The following is a 20,236-nucleotide window of genomic DNA, read 5'->3' as shown; positions in this document are numbered from 1 at the left end:
GCTTTCGGTTAAACGATAGTAAGAACGGAAAGGATGAAAACAATAATGGAAAAGAAAGAAACGGTGATCATCGGATCTGGCCCTGGAGGTTATGTCGCAGCTATTCGAGCAGCCCAATTAGGACAAAAAATCACTATTATTGAAAAAGAATATATCGGCGGGGTTTGCTTAAATGTCGGATGTATCCCATCAAAAGCATTAGTTTCAGCAGGCAATCGCTATTATGAAGCCATTCACTCAGAAGTTTTTGGAGTACGATCGACCAATGTTAAAATCGATTTTCAAAAAATGCAGGAATGGAAAGACAATAAAGTTATTAAACCGTTGACGAAAGGCGTAGAAGGCTTATTAAAAAAAAATAACGTCGAGATTATTCGAGGAACGGCTTCTTTTAAAAACCAAAAAAATTTAATCGTCACAACGACAGAAGGCGAACAAGAAATCGAATTTGAAAATGCTGTGATCGCTACGGGCAGCAAACCGGTCGAACTTTTAAACGAACCATATGTCATTCCGTTTGGAAAACGGGTCGTTGATACGACAGGCGGATTAAATATTCAAGAAATCCCAAAACACCTGATTATTTTGGGAGGCGGGTATGTCGGAACTCAATTAGCTGGAGCGTTTAGTAATTTTGGGTCAAAAGTTACGATTTTAGAAAAAGACCCAAAAATCATTTCTTTTTTTGATGATGATTTAGTTGAGCTGGTTAAAAAAAACTTTGTTGAAGAAGGTGTAACCGTTATTACAAATGTAACTGCAGCGCATTCGGAAGAGACTGACACAGGAGTCATAATTCGTTACGAAGCTAGTGGTGTTCCAAGCACCGTGGAAGGAGATTATGTCTTGGTGACCGTTGGCCGAAAACCGAATACCGATCAGTTGAATTTAGAAAAAGCGGGTGTTGAACTAACCGCAAGCGGTAAATTAACGGTAACCGATCAGTTAAAGACTACAGTACCTGGAATTTACGGTATTGGAGATGTGGTTCCCGGAAGAGCTTTCGCGCATAAAGCTAGTTACGAAGGGAAGTTAGTTGCAGAGATCATTTCTGGCGGAGATGCTAAAGTTCAAGCGAAAGCGATGCCGGTAGCCGTTTATACAGAACCTGAATTAGCTACTGTAGGCATGACGTTGAAAGAAGCAGAAGTAAGTGAAATCAAGCACACGATTAGTAAATTTCCTATGAAAGCAAATGGACGTGCGTTATCGCTGAACCAGCCGGCGGGTTTTATTCGGCTGATTCTACACCCAGATGATGAAAAGATAGTCGGTGCACAAGTAGCGGGCGCTGGGGCAGCGGATTTAATCGCAGAATTGGCATTGGCTATTGATATGGAAATGGTCGCGGAAGACTTAGCCCGTACGGTACATGCGCATCCAACTCTTTCTGAAACAGTGACAGATGCTGCAGAATTGGCTATGGGATTTTCAATTCATTTTTAAAGTGAGTTAACATTAGCGCTGGCAAAGAATGGCTTTCTTTCGTCAGTGTTTTTTTGAGTTGAGTTGAACTGAAAATATAAAATGCGTTTATTTATTTCATGTTAAACTTGAATAAAGTGTAAGCGGAAAGGAACCATCAGAATGAAAGAAAAACACACACAGCACCCTCAAAAGTGGACAGGTTTAAAACCCACTCGCTTTAACAAATACCGTTCGTGGATCAATAATCAAAAACCGGGCATATGCGGAACGTATGTCAGTGCAGTACTGCTGCATGATGTTTACTTACATACTTATGGGCTTAATGTATCTAAAACGTCTTTATTGACCGGATTAAAAACAGTCATTGATGAAACTTTTGCTTATCGCGGTACATTTCCTTGGGACCTTTGGCATGGATTGAATGTCGTATTGAAATACAATCCAGATTATCATGCGAGAATGAGTTTTATCCCTGATAAAAAAGTAGTCGAATTGTTGGATCGTCCTGATCCTTTGCCCGTTGCAGTTGGAACAGCACGTTTATTAGGCAGTTCATATAAAAACCATTGGGTAGTGGTATATGCTTATGGTTATGATCCAAATGGAAAACTTTATTTTAAAGCTTACGATAATCATGGTCGAAGTGCTGCTATCTTGCCTGCTTCGCAAACGTTTGGTTGCGTTTGGCTGCAAAATAAGAAGACAAAAAAAGACAAGAGATGAATGTTCATCTTTTGTCTTTTTAAAGTTATTCAGCCACCATAGCTTCTGAGCGTACTTCATTTAACCGGGCTTTCACACGTCCAATGATCTCCACAGCATCGTCAGGATTTTCTAAGTCTAATGTATCGATATCAACCACCATCGTTGCGCTTTTATCGTATGCTTTAAACCAGTCATCGTATTGATCATGAAGATGGGTGTAGTAAGTTAACAACCCTTCGTTTCCTTCAATCTGCTCGAAAACACGACCGCGTTTTTCAATGCGGCTTAAAACAGTATCCAAGGACCCGCGTAAATAAATCAATAAATCGGGCGATTTCTTTGGCATGCCATCTAATTCTTCCATCATATTATCTAACAAATCCAAATAAGTATCCATTTCTGCATCACTCATATTGCCTTCTGCATGGTTTATTTTCGTAAACAAAGCATCTTCGTAAATGGAACGATCCAAGACATTATTTTCATGTAGAAAAGCAGATTTGATACTCCGGAAACGACTATTTAAAAAATGGATCTGCAGGGAAAAAGCCCAGCGTTTTGGATCCTCGTAAAATTTTTCTAAAATCCGGTTATCGTCGACACTTTCATAGAAAGCCTCGCTTCCTAAAGCTTCAGATATTAATTTTGTATAAGTACTTTTTCCAGCACCAATCATTCCAGCTAACACAATCACAGCTTTATGTTCCCCTTTCACTTGACGGTCACACTCCTATCAAAGACCGGTCTCGTCTTCGTTAATTTGCACCTATTAGTATAGCATATTTAGGGGAAAAAGTTCGGTTTAAAACGGTGATAAAATAGATTTATTTTTTCTGAAATCCTGAAATTTGGCGAATGAAAAAAGAGAAAAGCGGCATAAATGTCTTAACCGCTTTTCTCTTATAAGTAAAGAAGAAGTGGAACACAGACTAGGCGAATAAAGCTGATAGTGTATTCTTTCCTGTCAGCGGTAGGAGAAATGAAAAACAGTGAAAACTGTTGATTGAAGTGTTCTTCTTTGATTGCCTTTTTGATTTTTGCTATTATGAATAGTAAGGATAGTAAATAGTTACAAAAGTATCAGACAACATTTCCACAGTTATTCTGTTTGGTTAAATGAAATACGATAAAATTGGAAAATGGAGTGTGAAGATAATGGAAAGACGAGTAGAAGGAACCTATACATCCATAGACGAAGCAGTAAAAGCGGTAGAACGTTTATTGAATGAAGGATATGTAGCGGATGAAATTCTGATCATTACGGATGATAAACACGAAGATGAATTAGAAGATTTAACTTTAGTAGAAGTAGAAGCAGTAGAAACAGATGAAGATGTTTCGTTATGGGATAAAATCAAAGAAACGTTTAGTTTTGGCAACTACAATGCCGAAAATGGAGCGAATCCTTTAATTGAATACGGAGTAGACGAAGATGCTGCCGAACATTTTAGCGAAGCGTTAGAGAACCGCGAAACGATTATTTTATTAGATAGTACTGCTCCAGCCAATAATGATCAACTGTCAACCGTTAATGAAGAAGTCTTAAATGGAAATGAGAACGGCAGCGCTGCCGAAAAGCAGGCTTCTACTGAAGAAAAAGATTATCGATCAACTGAAGCTTTATCTGATCCTGGACTTGGCGGGAAAAACCACCATGAAACAGCTATGACAGGAACAGAAGAAACAGATAAAGAAAAACCCAGCAAGATGCCAACAAAAGAACCAATGAAACCCGTATCTGGGGAAGAAGAACAATACGATCCGACAAAAGCACAATCGGCTAGAGAAGATGTACAAGGAACGTCTGTTGCTTCTTCGCCGGATAAAAATCCTACACCGCCAGCAGAAAAGGAAACAACTCAAGACGGTGAGTCACTAGACACTCTTCCGCAATTAACAGGAGATGAGGATTCGGTTCAAGTAGAAGAAGGAAATCATGTTTACCCAGATAACATCAGTACTGGAGTGGTTGGAGAAGATACTGAACCAACGACTTCGCCCTTGAATGCGGAACCGAAGCAAGAACAGCATCCGGATGCTCATAAAAACATTCCGGAAAGCGATGCTTATTACAGTAATAAATATGAAGACGCCGGTGGAAAAACAATTAAAGATGATGAAAGCAAATAATAAAAAGCTGAGGCCGATTAAAAAATCGTGCCTCATTTTTTTAAATTAGGCTTACCAAAGAGCAGTCTGCAGTTGAAAAGAAGCGAATACAGAAAAAACAAAACTTTAACAAGCGTTCTTTTTTGTATCCGTTTTATTTATCTGTTACGATGATTCTATAGAGAGAAAATAAAGGTAAAGAAAGTTGGGATTAAACATGAGTGAAGAAGAAAAAGTAAAGACACAACAGCCTAAAGCAGATTATTTGATGGATGATGAAAGTGAAAATGTTAATCCAACACCACAAACAGAAAGCTCAGATTATTTAGCCGCAGGAAAATTAAAAGGAAAAAAAACCTTGATTACCGGAGGCGATAGTGGAATCGGACAAGCTGCAGCATTGGCTTTTGCTAAAGAAGGAGCAGATGTAGCGATCGTTTATTTTGAGTCAGATGAAGATGCACAATTCACTAAAAATAGAATTCAAGAAATCGGTCAAAAAGCGTTAGTTTATAAAGGCGATGTCGGCGACGAAGCTTTTGCTCAAGAAGTCATCGACAAACTTATCGCTGAGTGGGGCACGTTAGATGTATTGGTAAACAATGCCGGTGAGCAGCATTATCAGGAAAAAATCGGAGATATCACCGCAGAGCAATTGGACCGAACTTTCCGAACCAATATTTTTGGCATGTTTTACCTGACAAAAGCAGCGATGCCTCATTTGCCTAAAGGAGCCTCGATCATTAACACGTCTTCGATCACGGCTTACCGCGGCAGCTCGACCTTGCTGGATTATTCGGCAACGAAAGGAGCGATTGTTTCCTTTACGCGCTCTTTCTCACAAAATAAAGAAGTTACCGACAAAAAAATCAGAGTCAACAGTGTTGCTCCAGGTCCAATTTGGACGCCTTTGATTCCAGCTACTTTTCCAGAAAAAAAACTGGAAAGCTGGGGGAAAGACGGCGCATTAGAACGTCCGGGACAGCCTTATGAACTAGCACCGGCATATGTCTACTTGGCTAGCTCTGACTCTAGTTATGTTACTGGTCAAACGATTCATGTAAATGGCGGTGTGGTAGTCAACGGTTAAGGCAATAAATAAATAAAAAAAATGATGGGAGCGATCAAAGGATGACTAAAGTAGTAGAATCTTCATATCAGACAGTTGATGAAACTATCGGTGCAGTAGAACGGTTACTAAGTGAAGGACGTTTAGTGAGCGACATAGTGATTGTCACAAGTCGTGAAAATCAATCAAATATTCGTAATCGTACGCTTGTTGAAGTCGATCGTGTTCCCGCTGATGGAAATAAAACAGCTTGGGAAAAATTTAAAGAAATGTTTACCGATGTTGACGAAACAGCAGCCTTGGAACATTACGGTATCGATAAACAAACGGCATTGCGTTACAACGATGCCATCAAAATGGGGAATTACGTTATTTTAGTAGAAGAAAAAAAAGACATTCCTACCCGGCACAATCTAGACGATCGGCCAGTTGATTTGTCTGAAGCTTTTGCCAAGGTAGAACAAGAAAAACCAATTGGACAAGCAGGAAGTGGAAAAAAAACAGTGGTAAATACGACTTCACCGAGGGGTGAGAGCGCTTATTACAATGATCAAGATAGTCGTTTAGGCGAACAAATGTCCACCGCAGATGAAGCGAAAACGTTTTCCAGAAAAAATAATCAACCCTCAGACTCCAGCGGCGGGTTTAGCCGAGCGAGACAAGGAACACCGATTGGTCAAGGAGGAAGCGGAACAAGAATAGTCAAGAATTCTTCTTACCCTGCTGGTGAGAGTGCTCATTACAATGATAGTGACACACAACTCAGCAAACGCACTAAAGAGGATGATGACAAGTTGTTTTCACTAGAAGAAGATGAGATTTCGGCTGAAAAACCAACTACGGTTGTAGAAGAACCAGTATCTAGTACAACGGAGACGACGATGCCGGTCACCAATTTAGCAGCTGATCCTTCTTATAGAGAAGGGGTCGTCGATACAGTAGTTCCTGAAATAACCAAAGAAAACAAACAAATCGATGAAACGGCTCAAGAAAATAAAAAAACAGGTTCAAAGACTAAGCCTCACGAACAGGATGAAACAATTAAAGCTAATAACAAAACTCTTAAGCAAGAGTACGACCCAGCAGACAACCCTTTACAAGGCAGACCGAAAGACTCAACGGATTTTGAAACAGAAAATGCTCGCGAAACAGCCGTTGAAGATTCTGAATCTTTGCCTCGTTTTGATAGTGGTACAATCACTGGGCAACCTTTCGTTGATCCATTACGGGATGATTTTAAAAAATAAATAATTTTCAGTAAAAATGATGACGAAGAGAACCTCGTCATCATTTTTACGTTTTCTCAAACCAAACTTCTGTTCTGTTTAGAGGATGTTTTTATGCTATAATGGCATAGATAAGAATAGAGGAGGAAGATCAATATGAAAGACGATTTATTAAAAGAAATCCTTTCCTCAAATAAATCAGAAGCGGGTTCTTCTGTTCCTAAAATAACTAAAATAGGAACACAAAAAAGAAAAGGGCGCTACAATATTTATTTAGATGAAGAATATGCTTTTCCAGTGGATGAAGCTATTTTAATTAAGTTTTCATTACACAAAGGGATGGAAGTCTCTGAGGCGTTTCGTGAAGAATTAGAGTCAGAAGACGGAACAAGAAAAGCATATGTACGTTCTTTGAACTATTTGAATTATGGACTGCGCTCAGAAAAAGAAGTGCGGGATGATTTAGCAAAACATGACTTTTCAGATGCTGCCGATGAAGTTGTTGAGCAATTAAAAGAACAAGGCTATCTAGATGATTTGATGTACGCAGAAAGTTATACGCGTACTGGTGCAAATGTCGGAGGAAAAGGTCCTCGTGTTATTAAACAAGAATTAAAAAAACGCGGGATCAGCGAAGAATATATTGAAAAAGCTGCCGAACAATACCCATTTGATCAAATGGTTGAGAACGGAGTCCAGTTAGCAGAAAAAGTTATTCGACGTTCTGGGCAATATTCTAGTCGCGAAACCAATAATAAATTGCGTCAAAATTTAATGCAAAAAGGATTTGATGCAGATATCATTACACAAGTGCTAGAAGAAGTAACCGTTGAAAAAGAAGAAGATGAAGAATATGCAGCAATCAAAAGACAGGGAGATAAAATTTGGCGTAAACAAGCTAAATTGAAAGGGTATAAAAAAGCACAAAAAGTCAAAAGCAGCCTGTTTCAAAAAGGATTTGCTGGTGACTTGATCAATCAATTTATTGAAGAAAAAGAAATGGAAGATCAAGCAGAATGAAAAATGAAAATGTATTAAGTAAAGCGCAAGCAGAAACGATTAAAGAAGTTTACGGCATTGAAATGTGGCCGCAAGAAAAAATAGAACGATTTCGTGCAACTCTTTTAAGTTGGTATGATTTAGAGAAACGAACGCTGCCTTGGCGCATCAACAACGATCCTTACCGAATCTGGGTATCGGAAATCATGCTGCAGCAAACGCGTGTCGATACTGTCGTTCCATATTATTTGAATTTCATGAAAAAGTTTCCCAGTATTCAAGCTTTAGCTGAAGCTGAAGAAGATACGTTATTGAAGGCCTGGGAAGGTTTAGGTTACTACTCGCGGGTTCGAAATCTGCAAAAAGCAGCTATCCAAATCTCAGAAGAATATAACGGTGAGATGCCTCGCGATCCAAAAGAAATCATTAAATTAAAAGGCATTGGACCTTATACGGCAGGGGCTATTTCGAGCATGGCATTCGGGTTACCAGAACCAGCTGTTGATGGCAATGTTATGCGCGTATTAAGTCGTTTATTTGAAATTGATGCAGATATTGCAAAACCTGGCAACCGAAAAATTTTTGAAGCGGTTATGCGGGAGTTAATCGACCCATACAAACCCGGCGATTTTAATCAGGCTTTTATGGATCTGGGTTCAAGCATTTGTACGCCTAAAAATTATCATCCAGAACTAAGCCCAATTGCTGAATTCAATGCTTCTTATTTAAACGGGACGTGGGAAAGATATCCGGTGAAGAGCAAAAAGAAAAAAGCTGAGCCGGTTTATTATGTTGGAGCGCTGATCAAAAATGAAAAGAATGAATTCCTGTTGGAAAAGCGCCCTGCAAATGGGTTGTTGGCAAATATGTGGATTTTTCCTTTAATAAAAGAGAGTTCGGTTTTACAAGAAATAAATATTAAACCAGGAAAACTGCATTTAGTGAAATCTGAAGTGAAGCAAGACCAAGTACTGTCAAATTTATTGACTGAATTGAATTCTCATTATCGCGTTGAACCGACACTGATGAAGCAGCCATTTGATGAAATAGTGCATATTTTTAGTCACTTAAAGTGGTTCATCGCTGTTTATTACGGGCAAATGTCAAAAGAAAACATAAAAATACCTGAAAATTGCCGGTGGGTGCACCCCGATGATTTTAATGATTATACATTTCCAGGCCCACAAATGAAGATGTGGCAAAGTTATCTGGAAAAGATGGAAAACAAATAATCAACAAACAAATTAAACCCCTTAAGTAGAAAAAGCGTCTTTTTACTTAATGGGGCTTATTTTGCTGTCGTATTAACACTTGTTTGGAAATAAGCCTTTTTATTACCCTTTAAATAACGATTTCTCATCTTTCTTTCATTTAATAATAGCTTTTTTGATTTAAATGAATGAATTTGTGATATAATATCAATGAGTTCGAGTGAACTGATTCACTCTCTGGAGTTATTTATTAATTTCTCGCTACGCGTTTATGAGAAAAGGAAAGTTGGGTTAGGGATGCATGTTCCAAAAGAAGGAGAATACATCACAATCCAAAGCTATAAACACGATGGAAGTTTACATCGCACATGGCGAGATACTATGGTTCTTAAAACAAGCGATCAATCTCTAATTGGGTGCAATGACCATACATTGGTGACCGAGTCAGATGGGCGACGCTGGTTAACAAGAGAACCGGCAATTGTTTATTTTCATAAACATTATTGGTTCAATATTATCGCAATGATCCGCGACAACGGCATTTCGTATTATTGCAACCTTGCTTCGCCTTACGCCTTAGACGACGAAGGAGTGAAGTATATTGATTATGATTTGGATATTAAGGTATTTCCCGATGGCGAAAAACGTTTATTGGATGTAGATGAGTACGAAGACCATAGCAAATTGTGGGGCTATCCTGATGATATCGACCATATTTTAAAAGAAAACGTTAAAACTTTAGTTGAATGGATCAATGAAGAAAAAGGTCCGTTTTCTAAGGAATATGTTGACTTATGGTACAAACGTTATCGCCAATTGGCAAACAAATAAACGGTCTTCTGCTGGATGAGATGGTTATTCTCAAACGATGATTTTTTTTGAAAAAGGCACCTCTATTACTGCAGGTGCCTTTTTTCTGTTTTAAGGAGTTCTATCATTTTTGAAGTTAGTAAGCGAAATAACTGTATGTTACAAACTTGAAATTTTCGGAGGGATAATGGCTGCTTGTAGCCATGAAGAGGCTTGATAAACTGGAGACAGGGCTCCAGAAGGTCCTTTGGCTTTCTATAAGCAAACACGTAAATTCCTGAGAAAATTATAACCTCTAAGAACTACTAACACGGTTTGGCAAAGAACCGTTTTAAGGAGTAAGTGAATATAGAAAAGTGTCTTTCTTTACACAATTAAGCTGTGGTATAATAACGGGTGAAATAGTAAAAATGAAGGAGTGAATCATGCGTGACGAAGAAAAAAGGCTTTGCCCTTATATTATTATTTAGTTTAACTGTTGCTGTCATATGGTTTGGGATGGACTACCAAAAAAACCAAAAAGCTCAGTTATTAGATCCAACCGGTAATGAAGCGAGTGCTAACAGTTCGACAAAAAAAGAATCTTCAGCAGATACAGGTGGGCAATTAGAAGATTTTGAGAAAAAAAGAGAGAAGTTATCCGTTTTAGATTACTTGACTTATCTTACATTAAAAAAACAAGCAGCAACCGTCAGTTTTTACGGAGATATTTCAGAAAATGAAACATGGCCTACTGCTGTTGAGAACTACATAATGGAACAAACCAATCAAAATGTCTCGGTTCATCGTGTTCCTTTTCCAGATTTTGACTCTTACCGTTTATTGGAAGAAAATGCTGCAGCAACTTTATCAGAAGAACCTTCAGATATCGTTTTTTTTCAGCTTCCTGTTTATGGAGATCAAGTAAGAGACATTAGTTTGGCTGATTCTGGCAGCTATTTAAGCGAGGCTTATGAAGCTATTAAAAAAGCTTTGCCGGAGGCGCTGGTCATTTTTGTAACGCCAAATCCAAGCAGTATTCGCCAAGGAGACTTCAATTCAAGAACCTTAGATTATACGAGCTATTTAGATCAAGCAATTACAATTGCAGCAGAAAATGCTATTCCTCTTTTTGATCTGCATGCGGAATATGAAGCTGAGTTGGAAACGAATAACTTAGATTTGTCTGATACATTAGCTGATGATGCAAAGCAATTGAATGCTCAAGGAGCGGAGATTTATTCGAAACTATTTATTGAACAATTAAATGCGCCTATTGACACCACAAGCGGTCTGTAATCATTTTTACATCAAAAAAGGCTCAACTTCTGTTTTTTAGCAGAAGTTGAGCCTTTTTGGTTCTATCATTTTTTCTACTGTTCAATGTGTTCAATGTTGTCAATTTGAGTTTCGGGGTTCCAATCATTTCCCTTAAAGCTAGTGACCAAAGTATTTAAATGCAGTAAATATTCTTCGTACTTTAAAATACTTGACATAATATGAATAACAGCATTGCTTTGTGTATAGTCTTTATTTATTTCTACTTCCATACTGGCTTCATCAAAAAAAGATTGCATTAATTTAGTCCTTAATGATTCTTTATAAGCAATGAAGTTTACTTCATCTGGGGAAACACGCCCGTTGAATTTTAATAGAATTTGTTCATGAGCACTCATCAAGGTCTCTAAACGTTCCCGAATCTGGATACGCAATTCTTCAGGGAAATGATTAAAAGAATTTTCGTGGAGATGCAGTATCTTAGCTAAGTTGTAAGCTACTTTAGTTGTCGAAATGATTTGACGGTAAACAACAACTTTTCTTAAATTTTGGATTCGTTTCTTTTGATTAACATACGTACTTTCATCTTTCAATAAAGAAAAGTAAACATCTAGGCGATCCAGTTCTGACTTTACCCATTTTAAATCTTTTTTTAAGATAGAATACTCAATGTTTTTCCGAACGCTAGCCCGTATCCATTTCATGATTTCAGAAGTTGTGTAATCAATTAAATGATACAATTTTTCTTCATATTTTGGAGGAAACAATAAAGTGTTAACCAAAAAGGCGATAACAACACCAATAAATGTCGCTAAGATTCGAATGGAAGCAGACAAGATAAAATTGTCACCCGGCGACATCATAATAACGATCAAAGTCACAGTTGCAAGGCCAATCACCGGACCAAGGTTAAATTGATTTAAGATAGCAATCAATAAAACCGCAGCTAATCCTACAAACATAAAGTGATTGCCTAATGTTAGGTTCATAATAATGGCAACAACCCCGCCAATAAGGTTGGCAAATACTCTGTCTTTCAAGGTTTTTACAGATCGCTTTAATGATGGCTGTAAAGCAAAAATCGCCGAAATAGCTGCTAAAACGCTAGCCCCCTGCATGTTTAGAAAATACGGTATCGCTAAAGCAAGAGTAATGGCAATGCCTGTTTTCAGAGTCCTTGCTCCAATTCTCATAAAAAATATCCTCTCCTAATTAAAATCATTCCTGATCTTTCTTTCTCTTATTTTATGCTAGTTCTCCTATTATAGCAATGATTTGCTTTATTGAAAAGCGAACTGGCAGATCTCGCAGTTATTATGAAAGAAAGCCAATAAAAGTTCTTTTTGCTTCAAACCATAGAGTTGTATTCTTAAGTGATAAACGTTATCATTAAGAAAGACAGAAAAACTTTAAGAAATTAAAGGGAATGTTACAGAAAATAAAAAAAGGAGGGAAAACTCTCTTGGCTATTAATCAAATGGTCGTTCGATCGATTGAAAAGTTAAAAGCTTCAAACATACGCATCACTCCACAGCGTTATGCTGTACTAGAGTATTTAATTGAAGCGCATAGTCACCCAACGGCTGATGAAATTTACCGTTCACTCGTAGAGCGTTTTCCAAATATTAGTGTAGCGACAGTTTACAATAACCTGCGCCTTTTTACTAAAATTGGATTTGTGGAAGAAATGACCTATGGTGACGGATCAAGCCGTTTTGATTTTGCTTCAACGCAACATTATCATGCTATCTGTGAAAATTGTGGAAAAATTGAAGATATTTATTATCCAGGTTTGGATGATGTTGCAGAAGTTACACATAACTTGACCGGTTTTACAGTGACTCGTCACCGCATGGAAGTTTATGGGATTTGTCCAGAATGTCAGGAAAAATTGGATGTTGTAAAAAATTAAAGCGTGTTCTGACAGCAGTTGATTCTTTTGACTGCTGTCGGATCACATTTTTTATTAAAGCCGTTTACACTATAGCTTGTTTTTTCTTTTCACACAGGCGATAATAAAGCAGAAGAGACCGCTTGAAAAAACAAAAAAAGATTAATCAGTAATAGGAGCTTCGTAAAAAAGGAGAATCTGCATGACAACGTTAAACGATGTTGCGAAAAAAGCGAATGTATCTAAAATGACCGTTTCACGAGTCATCAATCATCCAGAACAAGTGACCGATGAACTGAAAGTACTTGTTTTTAATGCGATGGAAGAATTGAACTACCGGCCTAATGTGGCAGCTAAAGCATTGGCTAATAATCGTACCCAGATCATTAAACTATTTATTTTAGAAGAGATGGATACTACTGAACCTTATTATATGAATTTACTGACAGGTATCGCTCAGGAACTAGATACTCGCCATTATTCATTGCAATTAGTAACTAAAAATAATTTTGATATTGGTTCATGTGACGGTTACATCATGTGCGGTGTTCGAGAAAAAGATTATGAATGGATTGGACGTGCAACTAAGCCAGTCGTCTTATTTGGTGAAAATCGCCACGGCTATGATTTTGTCGATTCTGATAATCAAAGTGGAGCAGCTATGTCCACACAATATGCCATTAATTTGGGTTACGAAAACATTATTTTTATTGGGATCGATATTAAGGAACTTTTTGAACAGTCCAGAGAAAAAGGGTACACTGAAACGATGAAAAAAAATCAGCTGTCATCTAAAATTTATCGTTTTGAAAATCGTTCTCGTTATGCTGCTCAATTTATCCAAGAAAATTGGGAGATGTTCTCACCAAACACTATTTTTGTTTGCAGTTCAGATCGGTTAGCTATCGGCATCGAACGAGGAATTGTAGAGATGGGCGGAAACATACCTGAAGACTTTGGCATCATTGGATACGATGGTGTTTTCTTGGATCAAATTGCTTTTCCCCAATTAACGACAATCAAACAAGCTGTTATCGAAATGGGAGTGGCATGCGCCAAGATGCTCCTAAATAAAATTGAACAGGCAGGGGCTCCACAAGGAGAAGTTTTATTTCAACCCGATTTGATTAGCAGAGGAACCACAAGAAAATGAAAAGCTAAGGATAAAAAAAGACCAATTGAAAAGGCGGATGTTCAAAATGGCAAAAGCGATGATTGTGGTCAATCCTTCATCAGGTAGTGAAGAAGCAAAAAAATACGTTGATCAATTAAAAAATGAATTAGAAAATCAATTTGATGAAATGACGGTAAAGGTAACTACAAAAGCAGGAGATGCTATGCAGTTTGCCGATGAAGCTGCTGCTCAACAGTATGATGCGCTGTTTTTAATGGGTGGAGATGGGACAATCAATGAAGGAATCAACGGAATAGCCAAGCACGGCTATCGTCCATGTGTGGGAGTGATCCCTTTAGGGACTGTAAATAATTTCGCACGGGCATTAGACATTGCTATGCAGCCGGAAGAAGCGATTGCTGAAATGAAAACCGCTATCCGAAAGGAAATCGATATTGGGAAAGTGAATGAAACTTATTTTGTCAGCACTGTTTCAGTTGGCCCTATTCCTGAGTCGGTTCAAGAAGTAGATGTCGATTCTAAAACCAAGTTCGGACCGTTGGCCTATGTATTTCAAGGTTTAAAAGCGCTGAATGATGAGCGCACAACTCTTTTTGAACTAACGGTAGACGGAGAAACTTGGGAAGAGCGTTTTAGTATGGTTTTAGTCGCTTTAAGCAATTCAGTTACCGGAATTGGAACAGTTTTTTCTTCTGCTGAAATTGACGACGGTTATTTACAACTGTTGGGGCTGCGGGAAACAACCGCTGTTGAGAAACTTGCCCTTATTCCAGAGCTGTTTCGTGATAGCGAAGACTATTCGAATAAGCTGTTTTTGAAAAAATTTAAAAAAGCTACTCTTAGTACAAAAGGTACAGAATCGTTTGTCTGTACCGTTGATGGAGATTCGGGACCGACTTTTCCAATTGAGGTAGAAGTTTTCCATAATTATATTTCTATCTTTGCTCCTCATCGCTAATCCAAGTGCTGATCGATGGTTAGCATTTGAACTTTCAGTTGGAACACTTTTTTGTTGTAAGGTAGGAGTATGAAAAAGAACCAAGCTATTCCGAGAAAGAAAATGGAATAGTTTGGTTCTTTTATTGGGTTAAAAACGCACTGATCAATTTGATGCAAGCATTGATTGTTGTAATCCTATTTTCTGAACAAGCCTGATCAAAAATTAATGCAAGTTTACCGTTTGACGTCCTTTTTCATAAAAACGATCCATATCCTCTTTAGGAACCATACTGCCACCAGTTGCCCAGGCGATATGAGTGGCATTAGCCATTTTAGCAGTTAAGTGATTAGCAGCTAAATACTCTTTTCCAGCATCTGTTTGGAACAAACGAATGGCACCCGGCAAACCAGCTAAAGCAGCGGGCTCAAGAAAAATTTGTTCTTGGTCGATCAAAGCACTTAACAACTGATCGGTCATATGGTCGTCGATCGTATAAGCTCCACTGAAAAAATCTTCTAATACTTTGGCTACAAAACCTGATGTCCTTGGGACTGCTAAACCATCTGCAACTGTCAAACCGTCCAAGCCGAAATCTTTAACTGAAACTTTATCGTATTCTCCAGTGATCAACCCGATCAACATGGAAGGAACATGGGTAGGTTCAGCGAAGAAACAATGAACGTGATCTCCGTAAACTTGTTTCAATCCAAAAGTAATCCCGCCGGGAGACCCTCCAATACCACAGGGCAAGTAAACAAACAAAGGATGATCGGCATCGACAAGAATGTTTTTCTCGCTTAGTTGGTCTTTGAGCCGATTGGCTGCTACGGTGTATCCTAAAAATAAATCAAGCGAATGCTCATCGTCCACAAAGTAACTGGTTGGATCGATTTTTGATTGTTGACGTCCCTTAGTGACTGCTTGGGTAAAATCGGATTCATGCTCAATAACCGTTACACCTCGGCTGCGTAAGAAGTCCTTTTTCCATTGTTTGGCTTCTACCGACATATGAACAGTAACATCAAAGCCTAACTTTGCTCCAACCGTTCCGACGCTGATGCCAAGGTTACCAGTCGTTCCGACCGCGATTTTATAATTGGCAAAGAAGTTTTTGAACCGGTCGCTTGCAAAAACGGCATAATCTTCATCGATAGAAGACAACATGCCGTGTTTCAAAGCCAGTTCTTCAGCGTGTTTCAATACTTCATAAATGGCGCCTCGTGCTTTGATGGTCCCCGCAATTGGCAGTAAGTCATCGCGTTTTAACCATAGGTTACCCTCGATAGAAGTCTTAAATGTTTGTTCAAGATAGTTTTTCATAGATGAGATTTCAGTGATCGGCGATTCGATAATGCCATTAGTTGGTGCAGTGTCTGGAAAGTCAATTTTCAGATAGGCTGCAAAACGTGCGAGGCGAGCATCTGCGTCATCTACATCGGCTTTTGATAAAGGTGATTTTGCTGCAGCTTTTTTAAAATCTTCTTTATTAGGGTTCACCCAGAAGACTTCATCGGCTGAAGTGATCGTTTTTAGCAATGGAAATCGGCTTTCCCAATCCGCTATTGATTTTCTGGAAATAGAACTTGTTTTCATGAGTAAATCTCCTTATTGGTTATCATTATGTGGAAAAAACGTTCTTTTAACTTCATAAGGATAACACAAGAAAAAAACAAAATCTATAGATTGAAAACACTGCGTCCGATTAGATATCAAACCTTTAATGGCTTGTTTGAAGGCTTTAACGTCCTTGTTTTTTGGTTCATCTAGTTCGATGAATGTCGAAAGAGATAATTTTGGCTATCTCATTCTAAATTGATTAAACTAAGATAAATAGAGGAATACAATCAAAATCTTGGCGGAGGTGTAAAAAATGGTTGATCAGCAATTAAAGTGGTGGAAAGAAGCAATTGTTTATCAAGTATATCCTAGAAGCTTTCAAGATACAGATGGGAATGGAGTAGGAGATCTAGCAGGCGTTATTCAGCATTTAGATTATATCCAGCGGTTAGGCGCAAATGCGATTTGGTTGAACCCCATATTTCAATCTCCTCAAGTCGATAACGGGTACGATGTTTCAGATTATTATGCTATTGATCCTATTTTTGGGAAAATGGAAGACGCTGAAAAATTAATCGAAGAGGCTCACAAACGCGGGTTAAAAATTATTTTTGATTTAGTTTTAAATCACACATCGATAGAACACCCTTGGTTCCAAGAAGCTTTGAAAGGACCAGATAACCCTCATCGTGACTTTTACATTTGGCATGATGCTCAACCCAATGGTGATTTGCCCAACAATTGGGCTTCGATTTTCGGCGGTTCCGTTTGGGAAAAAGAACCGGTGGGAAACCAATACTATTTTCATTTATTTAAAAAAGAAATGCCAGATTTAAATTGGGACAATCCTAATGTCGCTAAAGCAATGGTCGATATCGGAAAATTCTGGTTAGATAAAGGTGTGGACGGGTTCCGGCTAGATGCTTTTATTCATCTAGATAAATTAGATGATTTTCCTAGTGAACCGGCACTGAGGGATGGAGAATTAGTCTCTGCACAACTCATCAATGAAAACCTGCCAAATATCAAAAATTATATTCAGGATTTAACCAGTGCTTTACGCACAGTTAAACCAGATGTTTTTATATTAGGCGAAGCTGCTTCTGTTAATGCGGACCTAGCCGTCACTTACTCAGACCCCCAAAACGATATGTGTGATGTCGTTATTTCCTTTATGTTGTTTCCAGAAGATCATTCGGTAAAAGATCCGCGTTTGCCGTTTAATATGCAGCATGCTATTTTGGACAAAAAAGCCTTTAAAAAAACCATGGTAGAATGGCAAAAGAAATTAGATCCTTTTGGGGGACCAGCGCTCTATTGGAACAACCATGATATGGCGCGAGCAGTCTCACGTTTTGGGGAAGTTGAAAATTACCGAGAAAACAGCAGTAAAATGCTGGCGACTTTGATGTATCTTCAAAAAGGCATCCCTTTCATTTTATATGGAGAAGAACTGGGTATGCAAAACATGCACCATACAAATCCGCAAGATTTTGAAACACCTGGTGCGACAGCTTTTTATGCTAAATCTAAAGCTCTTGGCTACACTGAAGAGCATATCTTAATGGAGTTAAACAGTACGGCGCGGGATGTAAGCCGAGGAGCAATGCAGTGGGACGATTCGGAGTATGCTGGATTTTCTAGCATGGCCCCATGGAGCGGAGTGAACCGTGAAGTAAAATTCAATGTAGCAGCAGAAGAAAAAAATCCTGACAGCATCTTAGAGTATTACCGTAAAATATTAGAGTATAAAAAAATGCCTGTCTTTACAGAGGGAACATTTCATCTTTTTGAAACCAAAGAAAGCCTTTATTCTTATGAAAGAGTTTTAGGCGATGAACGTGCGATTGTCATTTGTAATTTTTCCGATACAGAAGAAAGGTTGCAAGAAGATGGTATTGTTGAAAAAGAATGGCGCGTTTTGATCCAAAATAACGGCAATGATGTTGAAAACAATTGTGTCATATTAGCTCCTTATGGCGCCGTTGTTCTTTTAAAAGAAACCGATTCGCCTAAAAAATAACAAGTTTTTTAGGCGACAGAAGATTATTTTTGTTACCGCTAACAACCGTTTTGCTATTGTAAGTGCTTACGTCTTTCGTTACTCTTAAACCAGAGAAAGCATAAAACAGTTAGGAGGTTAGAAATGTCTACGAAATGGTGGAAAGAAGCAATTGTTTACCAAGTGTATCCGCGAAGTTTTAAGGATAGCAATGCTGATGGAATAGGCGATATTCCTGGGTTGATCAGTCAATTAGATTACATTCAGGCATTAGGCGTAACCATGATTTGGTTAAACCCAATTTTTATTTCGCCGCAAGTTGATAACGGTTACGATGTCGCCGATTATTGTGCGATCGATCCGATTTTTGGCACAATGCAAGATGTAGAAGAACTAATTGAAAAAGCTCATCAAAAAGGTCTTAAAGTTATTTTTGATTTTGTATTGAATCATACCTCAGATCAGCATCCTTGGTTCCAAGAAGCACTAAAGGGACCGGACAATCTATACCGTGATTACTATCTTTGGGCTGATGGCAAAACAAATGGTCAGCTGCCGAATAATTGGGCTTCTTTTTTTGGAGGCTCAGTTTGGGAAAAAGAACCTGCCGGTGATCAATATTATTTTCATTTATTTGCCAAGGAAATGCCTGATTTGAATTGGGATAACCCTGAAGTTCAATTAGCTATGTTAGATAATGCCAATTTTTGGTTGGATAAAGGCATAGACGGCTTTCGTTTAGATGCATTTATTCATATGGATAAAGCTGATGGTTACCCCGATGTGCCGAATGTCATTGATGGGGAATTGGTTTTAGCTGAAGAGTATTATGCGAATCAGCCGAAAGTGAATCATTATATGAAAACCTTCGCCCAAGCTTTACGCGAACGCCACCCAGATGTTTTTCTAGTAGGCGAAGCTGCTTCAGCCAATATTGATTTGGCGGTCAATTACTCTGATCCCGCTAATGAAGCTTGTGATGCCGTGATTACGTTTCGTTATTTCCCAGAAGAAGATGCTAGAAAAGATAGTCGTCTGCCGCTAACGATGCAGTCGGGTAAACTAGATATCAAGGCTTTTAAGGAAACGATGGTGGAGTGGCAATCAAAACTAGCGGATTTTGGCGGGCCTACATTGTATTGGAACAATCACGATATGGCTCGTGCCGTTTCGCGTTTTGGCGATAGCGTCAACTACCGTGACAACAGCAGTAAAATGTTAGCCACGTTGATGTATCTGCAAAAAGGGATGCCCTTTATTTTAAACGGCGAAGAAATTGGAATGAAAAATTTAGAAATCCCAACGATCCATGAATTTGCCGCCCCGGAAGCTAAAGGATTTTATGAAAGAGCTTTAGCTTTAGGCTATTCTCATGAACATATTTTACGTGAATTAAATGCCACGAGTAAAGACGCGAGCAGAGGAGTCATGCAATGGGACGATACTTCGTTTGCCGGCTTTTCAGAAGTGCCTCCATGGAGCGGTGTTAACCAAGAAGCGGGTTATCATGTAGCTGCACAAGAAGCAGATGAAAATAGTATTTTGCATTATTATCGTAAGCTATTGAAATACAAACAAACCCCTTTATTCACTAAAGGAATCTTTAAGTTAATAAAAACAAGTGATCATCTGTATTGTTATGAACGCACTTTGGGGAATCAAACAGCCCTAGTATGCTGCAACCTTACAGATCAGCCGCTATTTTTCGATGATGACCGGTTTACCAAAGAAGATTTTACAGTTTTGCTGGCAAATGAACACAATTCGTTAGAAGGTCATCGTGGTCAACTAGCTCCTTATGGGGCGGTAGTCTTAGTCTTTGAGCCTTCAGAAGCGGATGAATTAACTGAAGAGCAACGAATCAATACTTTTTAGCAAAGCTGCACTGAAAATAAAA

Annotated in this window: 17 protein-coding genes; 14 read left to right on the top strand and 3 right to left on the bottom strand. The window is 38.5% G+C overall.

Going from position 1 to position 20,236, the window contains the following annotated elements; genetic code table 11:
• The first annotated feature begins 33 nt into the window (after window positions 1–33).
• Window positions 34–1,446 (top strand): dihydrolipoyl dehydrogenase, encoded by a 1,413-nt coding sequence (gene lpdA, locus NY10_RS03790; RefSeq protein ID WP_058918715.1) that lies wholly within the window; start codon window positions 34–36, stop codon window positions 1,444–1,446.
• Between the two features lie 141 nt (window positions 1,447–1,587).
• Window positions 1,588–2,151 (top strand): hypothetical protein, encoded by a 564-nt coding sequence (locus NY10_RS03785; protein WP_058918714.1) that lies wholly within the window; start codon window positions 1,588–1,590, stop codon window positions 2,149–2,151.
• Between the two features lie 25 nt (window positions 2,152–2,176).
• Here the strand turns inward: NY10_RS03785 and NY10_RS03780 are convergent, their stop codons facing one another.
• On the bottom strand, window positions 2,177–2,848 hold the full coding sequence (locus NY10_RS03780) for a deoxynucleoside kinase (protein ID WP_058918713.1): 672 nt from the start codon (window positions 2,846–2,848) through the stop codon (window positions 2,177–2,179).
• A 440-nt stretch (window positions 2,849–3,288) separates the two neighbouring features.
• Between NY10_RS03780 and NY10_RS03775 the strand changes: the two genes are divergently transcribed.
• From NY10_RS03775 to NY10_RS03745, 7 genes are all read left to right on the top strand, one after another.
• Window positions 3,289–4,263: a YflT domain-containing protein gene (locus NY10_RS03775; RefSeq protein ID WP_058918712.1), complete on the top strand. Its 975-nt coding sequence runs from the start codon at window positions 3,289–3,291 to the stop codon at window positions 4,261–4,263.
• A gap of 196 nt (window positions 4,264–4,459) precedes the next feature.
• Window positions 4,460–5,332, top strand: coding sequence for an SDR family oxidoreductase (locus NY10_RS03770; protein WP_058918711.1), 873 nt, complete (start codon window positions 4,460–4,462; stop codon window positions 5,330–5,332).
• Window positions 5,333–5,373: 41 nt separating this feature from the next.
• Window positions 5,374–6,558 carry a general stress protein gene (locus tag NY10_RS03765; protein ID WP_058918710.1) on the top strand — a complete coding sequence of 395 codons (1,185 nt, stop codon included), beginning with the start codon at window positions 5,374–5,376 and terminating at the stop codon, window positions 6,556–6,558.
• A gap of 135 nt (window positions 6,559–6,693) precedes the next feature.
• Window positions 6,694–7,557: a recombination regulator RecX gene (gene recX, locus NY10_RS03760; RefSeq protein WP_058918709.1), complete on the top strand. Its 864-nt coding sequence runs from the start codon at window positions 6,694–6,696 to the stop codon at window positions 7,555–7,557.
• Entirely contained in the window at window positions 7,554–8,768 is a 1,215-nt protein-coding gene (gene mutY / locus NY10_RS03755; RefSeq protein WP_058918708.1) for an A/G-specific adenine glycosylase, read from the top strand. Before recX ends, mutY begins: the two co-directional genes overlap by 4 nt.
• Before the next feature lie 276 nt (window positions 8,769–9,044).
• On the top strand, window positions 9,045–9,578 hold the full coding sequence (ntdP, locus tag NY10_RS03750; protein WP_058918707.1) for a nucleoside tri-diphosphate phosphatase: 534 nt from the start codon (window positions 9,045–9,047) through the stop codon (window positions 9,576–9,578).
• 408 nt (window positions 9,579–9,986) lie between these two features.
• A complete protein-coding gene (locus NY10_RS03745; protein ID WP_058918706.1) occupies window positions 9,987–10,835 on the top strand; it encodes an SGNH/GDSL hydrolase family protein in 849 nt (282 codons plus the stop codon).
• Window positions 10,836–10,909: 74 nt separating this feature from the next.
• Here NY10_RS03745 and NY10_RS03740 read toward each other — a convergent pair whose 3' ends face one another.
• Complete coding sequence (locus NY10_RS03740; protein ID WP_058918705.1) at window positions 10,910–12,007, bottom strand: FUSC family protein; 1,098 nt, start codon at window positions 12,005–12,007, stop codon at window positions 10,910–10,912.
• A 284-nt stretch (window positions 12,008–12,291) separates the two neighbouring features.
• Here NY10_RS03740 and NY10_RS03735 point away from each other — a divergent pair, with 284 nt between their 5' ends.
• The 3 genes from NY10_RS03735 to NY10_RS03725 all read left to right on the top strand — a co-directional run bounded on the left by NY10_RS03735 (window position 12,292) and on the right by NY10_RS03725 (window position 14,798).
• The gene (locus NY10_RS03735; RefSeq protein WP_156413315.1) at window positions 12,292–12,726 is read left to right on the top strand and encodes a Fur family transcriptional regulator; all 435 of its coding nucleotides are present in this window, start codon (window positions 12,292–12,294) and stop codon (window positions 12,724–12,726) included.
• Window positions 12,727–12,907: 181 nt separating this feature from the next.
• Entirely contained in the window at window positions 12,908–13,858 is a 951-nt protein-coding gene (locus NY10_RS03730; RefSeq protein ID WP_058918703.1) for a LacI family DNA-binding transcriptional regulator, read from the top strand.
• A 46-nt stretch (window positions 13,859–13,904) separates the two neighbouring features.
• Window positions 13,905–14,798, top strand: coding sequence for a diacylglycerol/lipid kinase family protein (locus NY10_RS03725; protein ID WP_058918702.1), 894 nt, complete (start codon window positions 13,905–13,907; stop codon window positions 14,796–14,798).
• Window positions 14,799–15,002: 204 nt separating this feature from the next.
• Here the strand turns inward: NY10_RS03725 and dsdA are convergent, their stop codons facing one another.
• Window positions 15,003–16,373 carry a D-serine ammonia-lyase gene (gene dsdA / locus NY10_RS03720; RefSeq protein ID WP_058918701.1) on the bottom strand — a complete coding sequence of 457 codons (1,371 nt, stop codon included), beginning with the start codon at window positions 16,371–16,373 and terminating at the stop codon, window positions 15,003–15,005.
• Window positions 16,374–16,650: 277 nt separating this feature from the next.
• Here dsdA and NY10_RS03715 point away from each other — a divergent pair, with 277 nt between their 5' ends.
• Together NY10_RS03715 and NY10_RS03710 are read left to right on the top strand one after the other, a co-directional pair.
• Complete coding sequence (locus NY10_RS03715) at window positions 16,651–18,360, top strand: glycoside hydrolase family 13 protein (protein ID WP_058918700.1); 1,710 nt, start codon at window positions 16,651–16,653, stop codon at window positions 18,358–18,360.
• 123 nt (window positions 18,361–18,483) lie between these two features.
• Window positions 18,484–20,214 carry a glycoside hydrolase family 13 protein gene (locus NY10_RS03710; RefSeq protein WP_058918699.1) on the top strand — a complete coding sequence of 577 codons (1,731 nt, stop codon included), beginning with the start codon at window positions 18,484–18,486 and terminating at the stop codon, window positions 20,212–20,214.
• Window positions 20,215–20,236 lie beyond the last annotated feature (22 nt).

The organism is Carnobacterium sp. CP1, assembly GCF_001483965.1.
Classification (GTDB): domain Bacteria; phylum Bacillota; class Bacilli; order Lactobacillales; family Carnobacteriaceae; genus Carnobacterium_A; species Carnobacterium_A antarcticum.
Note: the sequence above shows the minus strand (reverse complement) of the source record. Positions and strands in the feature narration are given on the sequence as shown.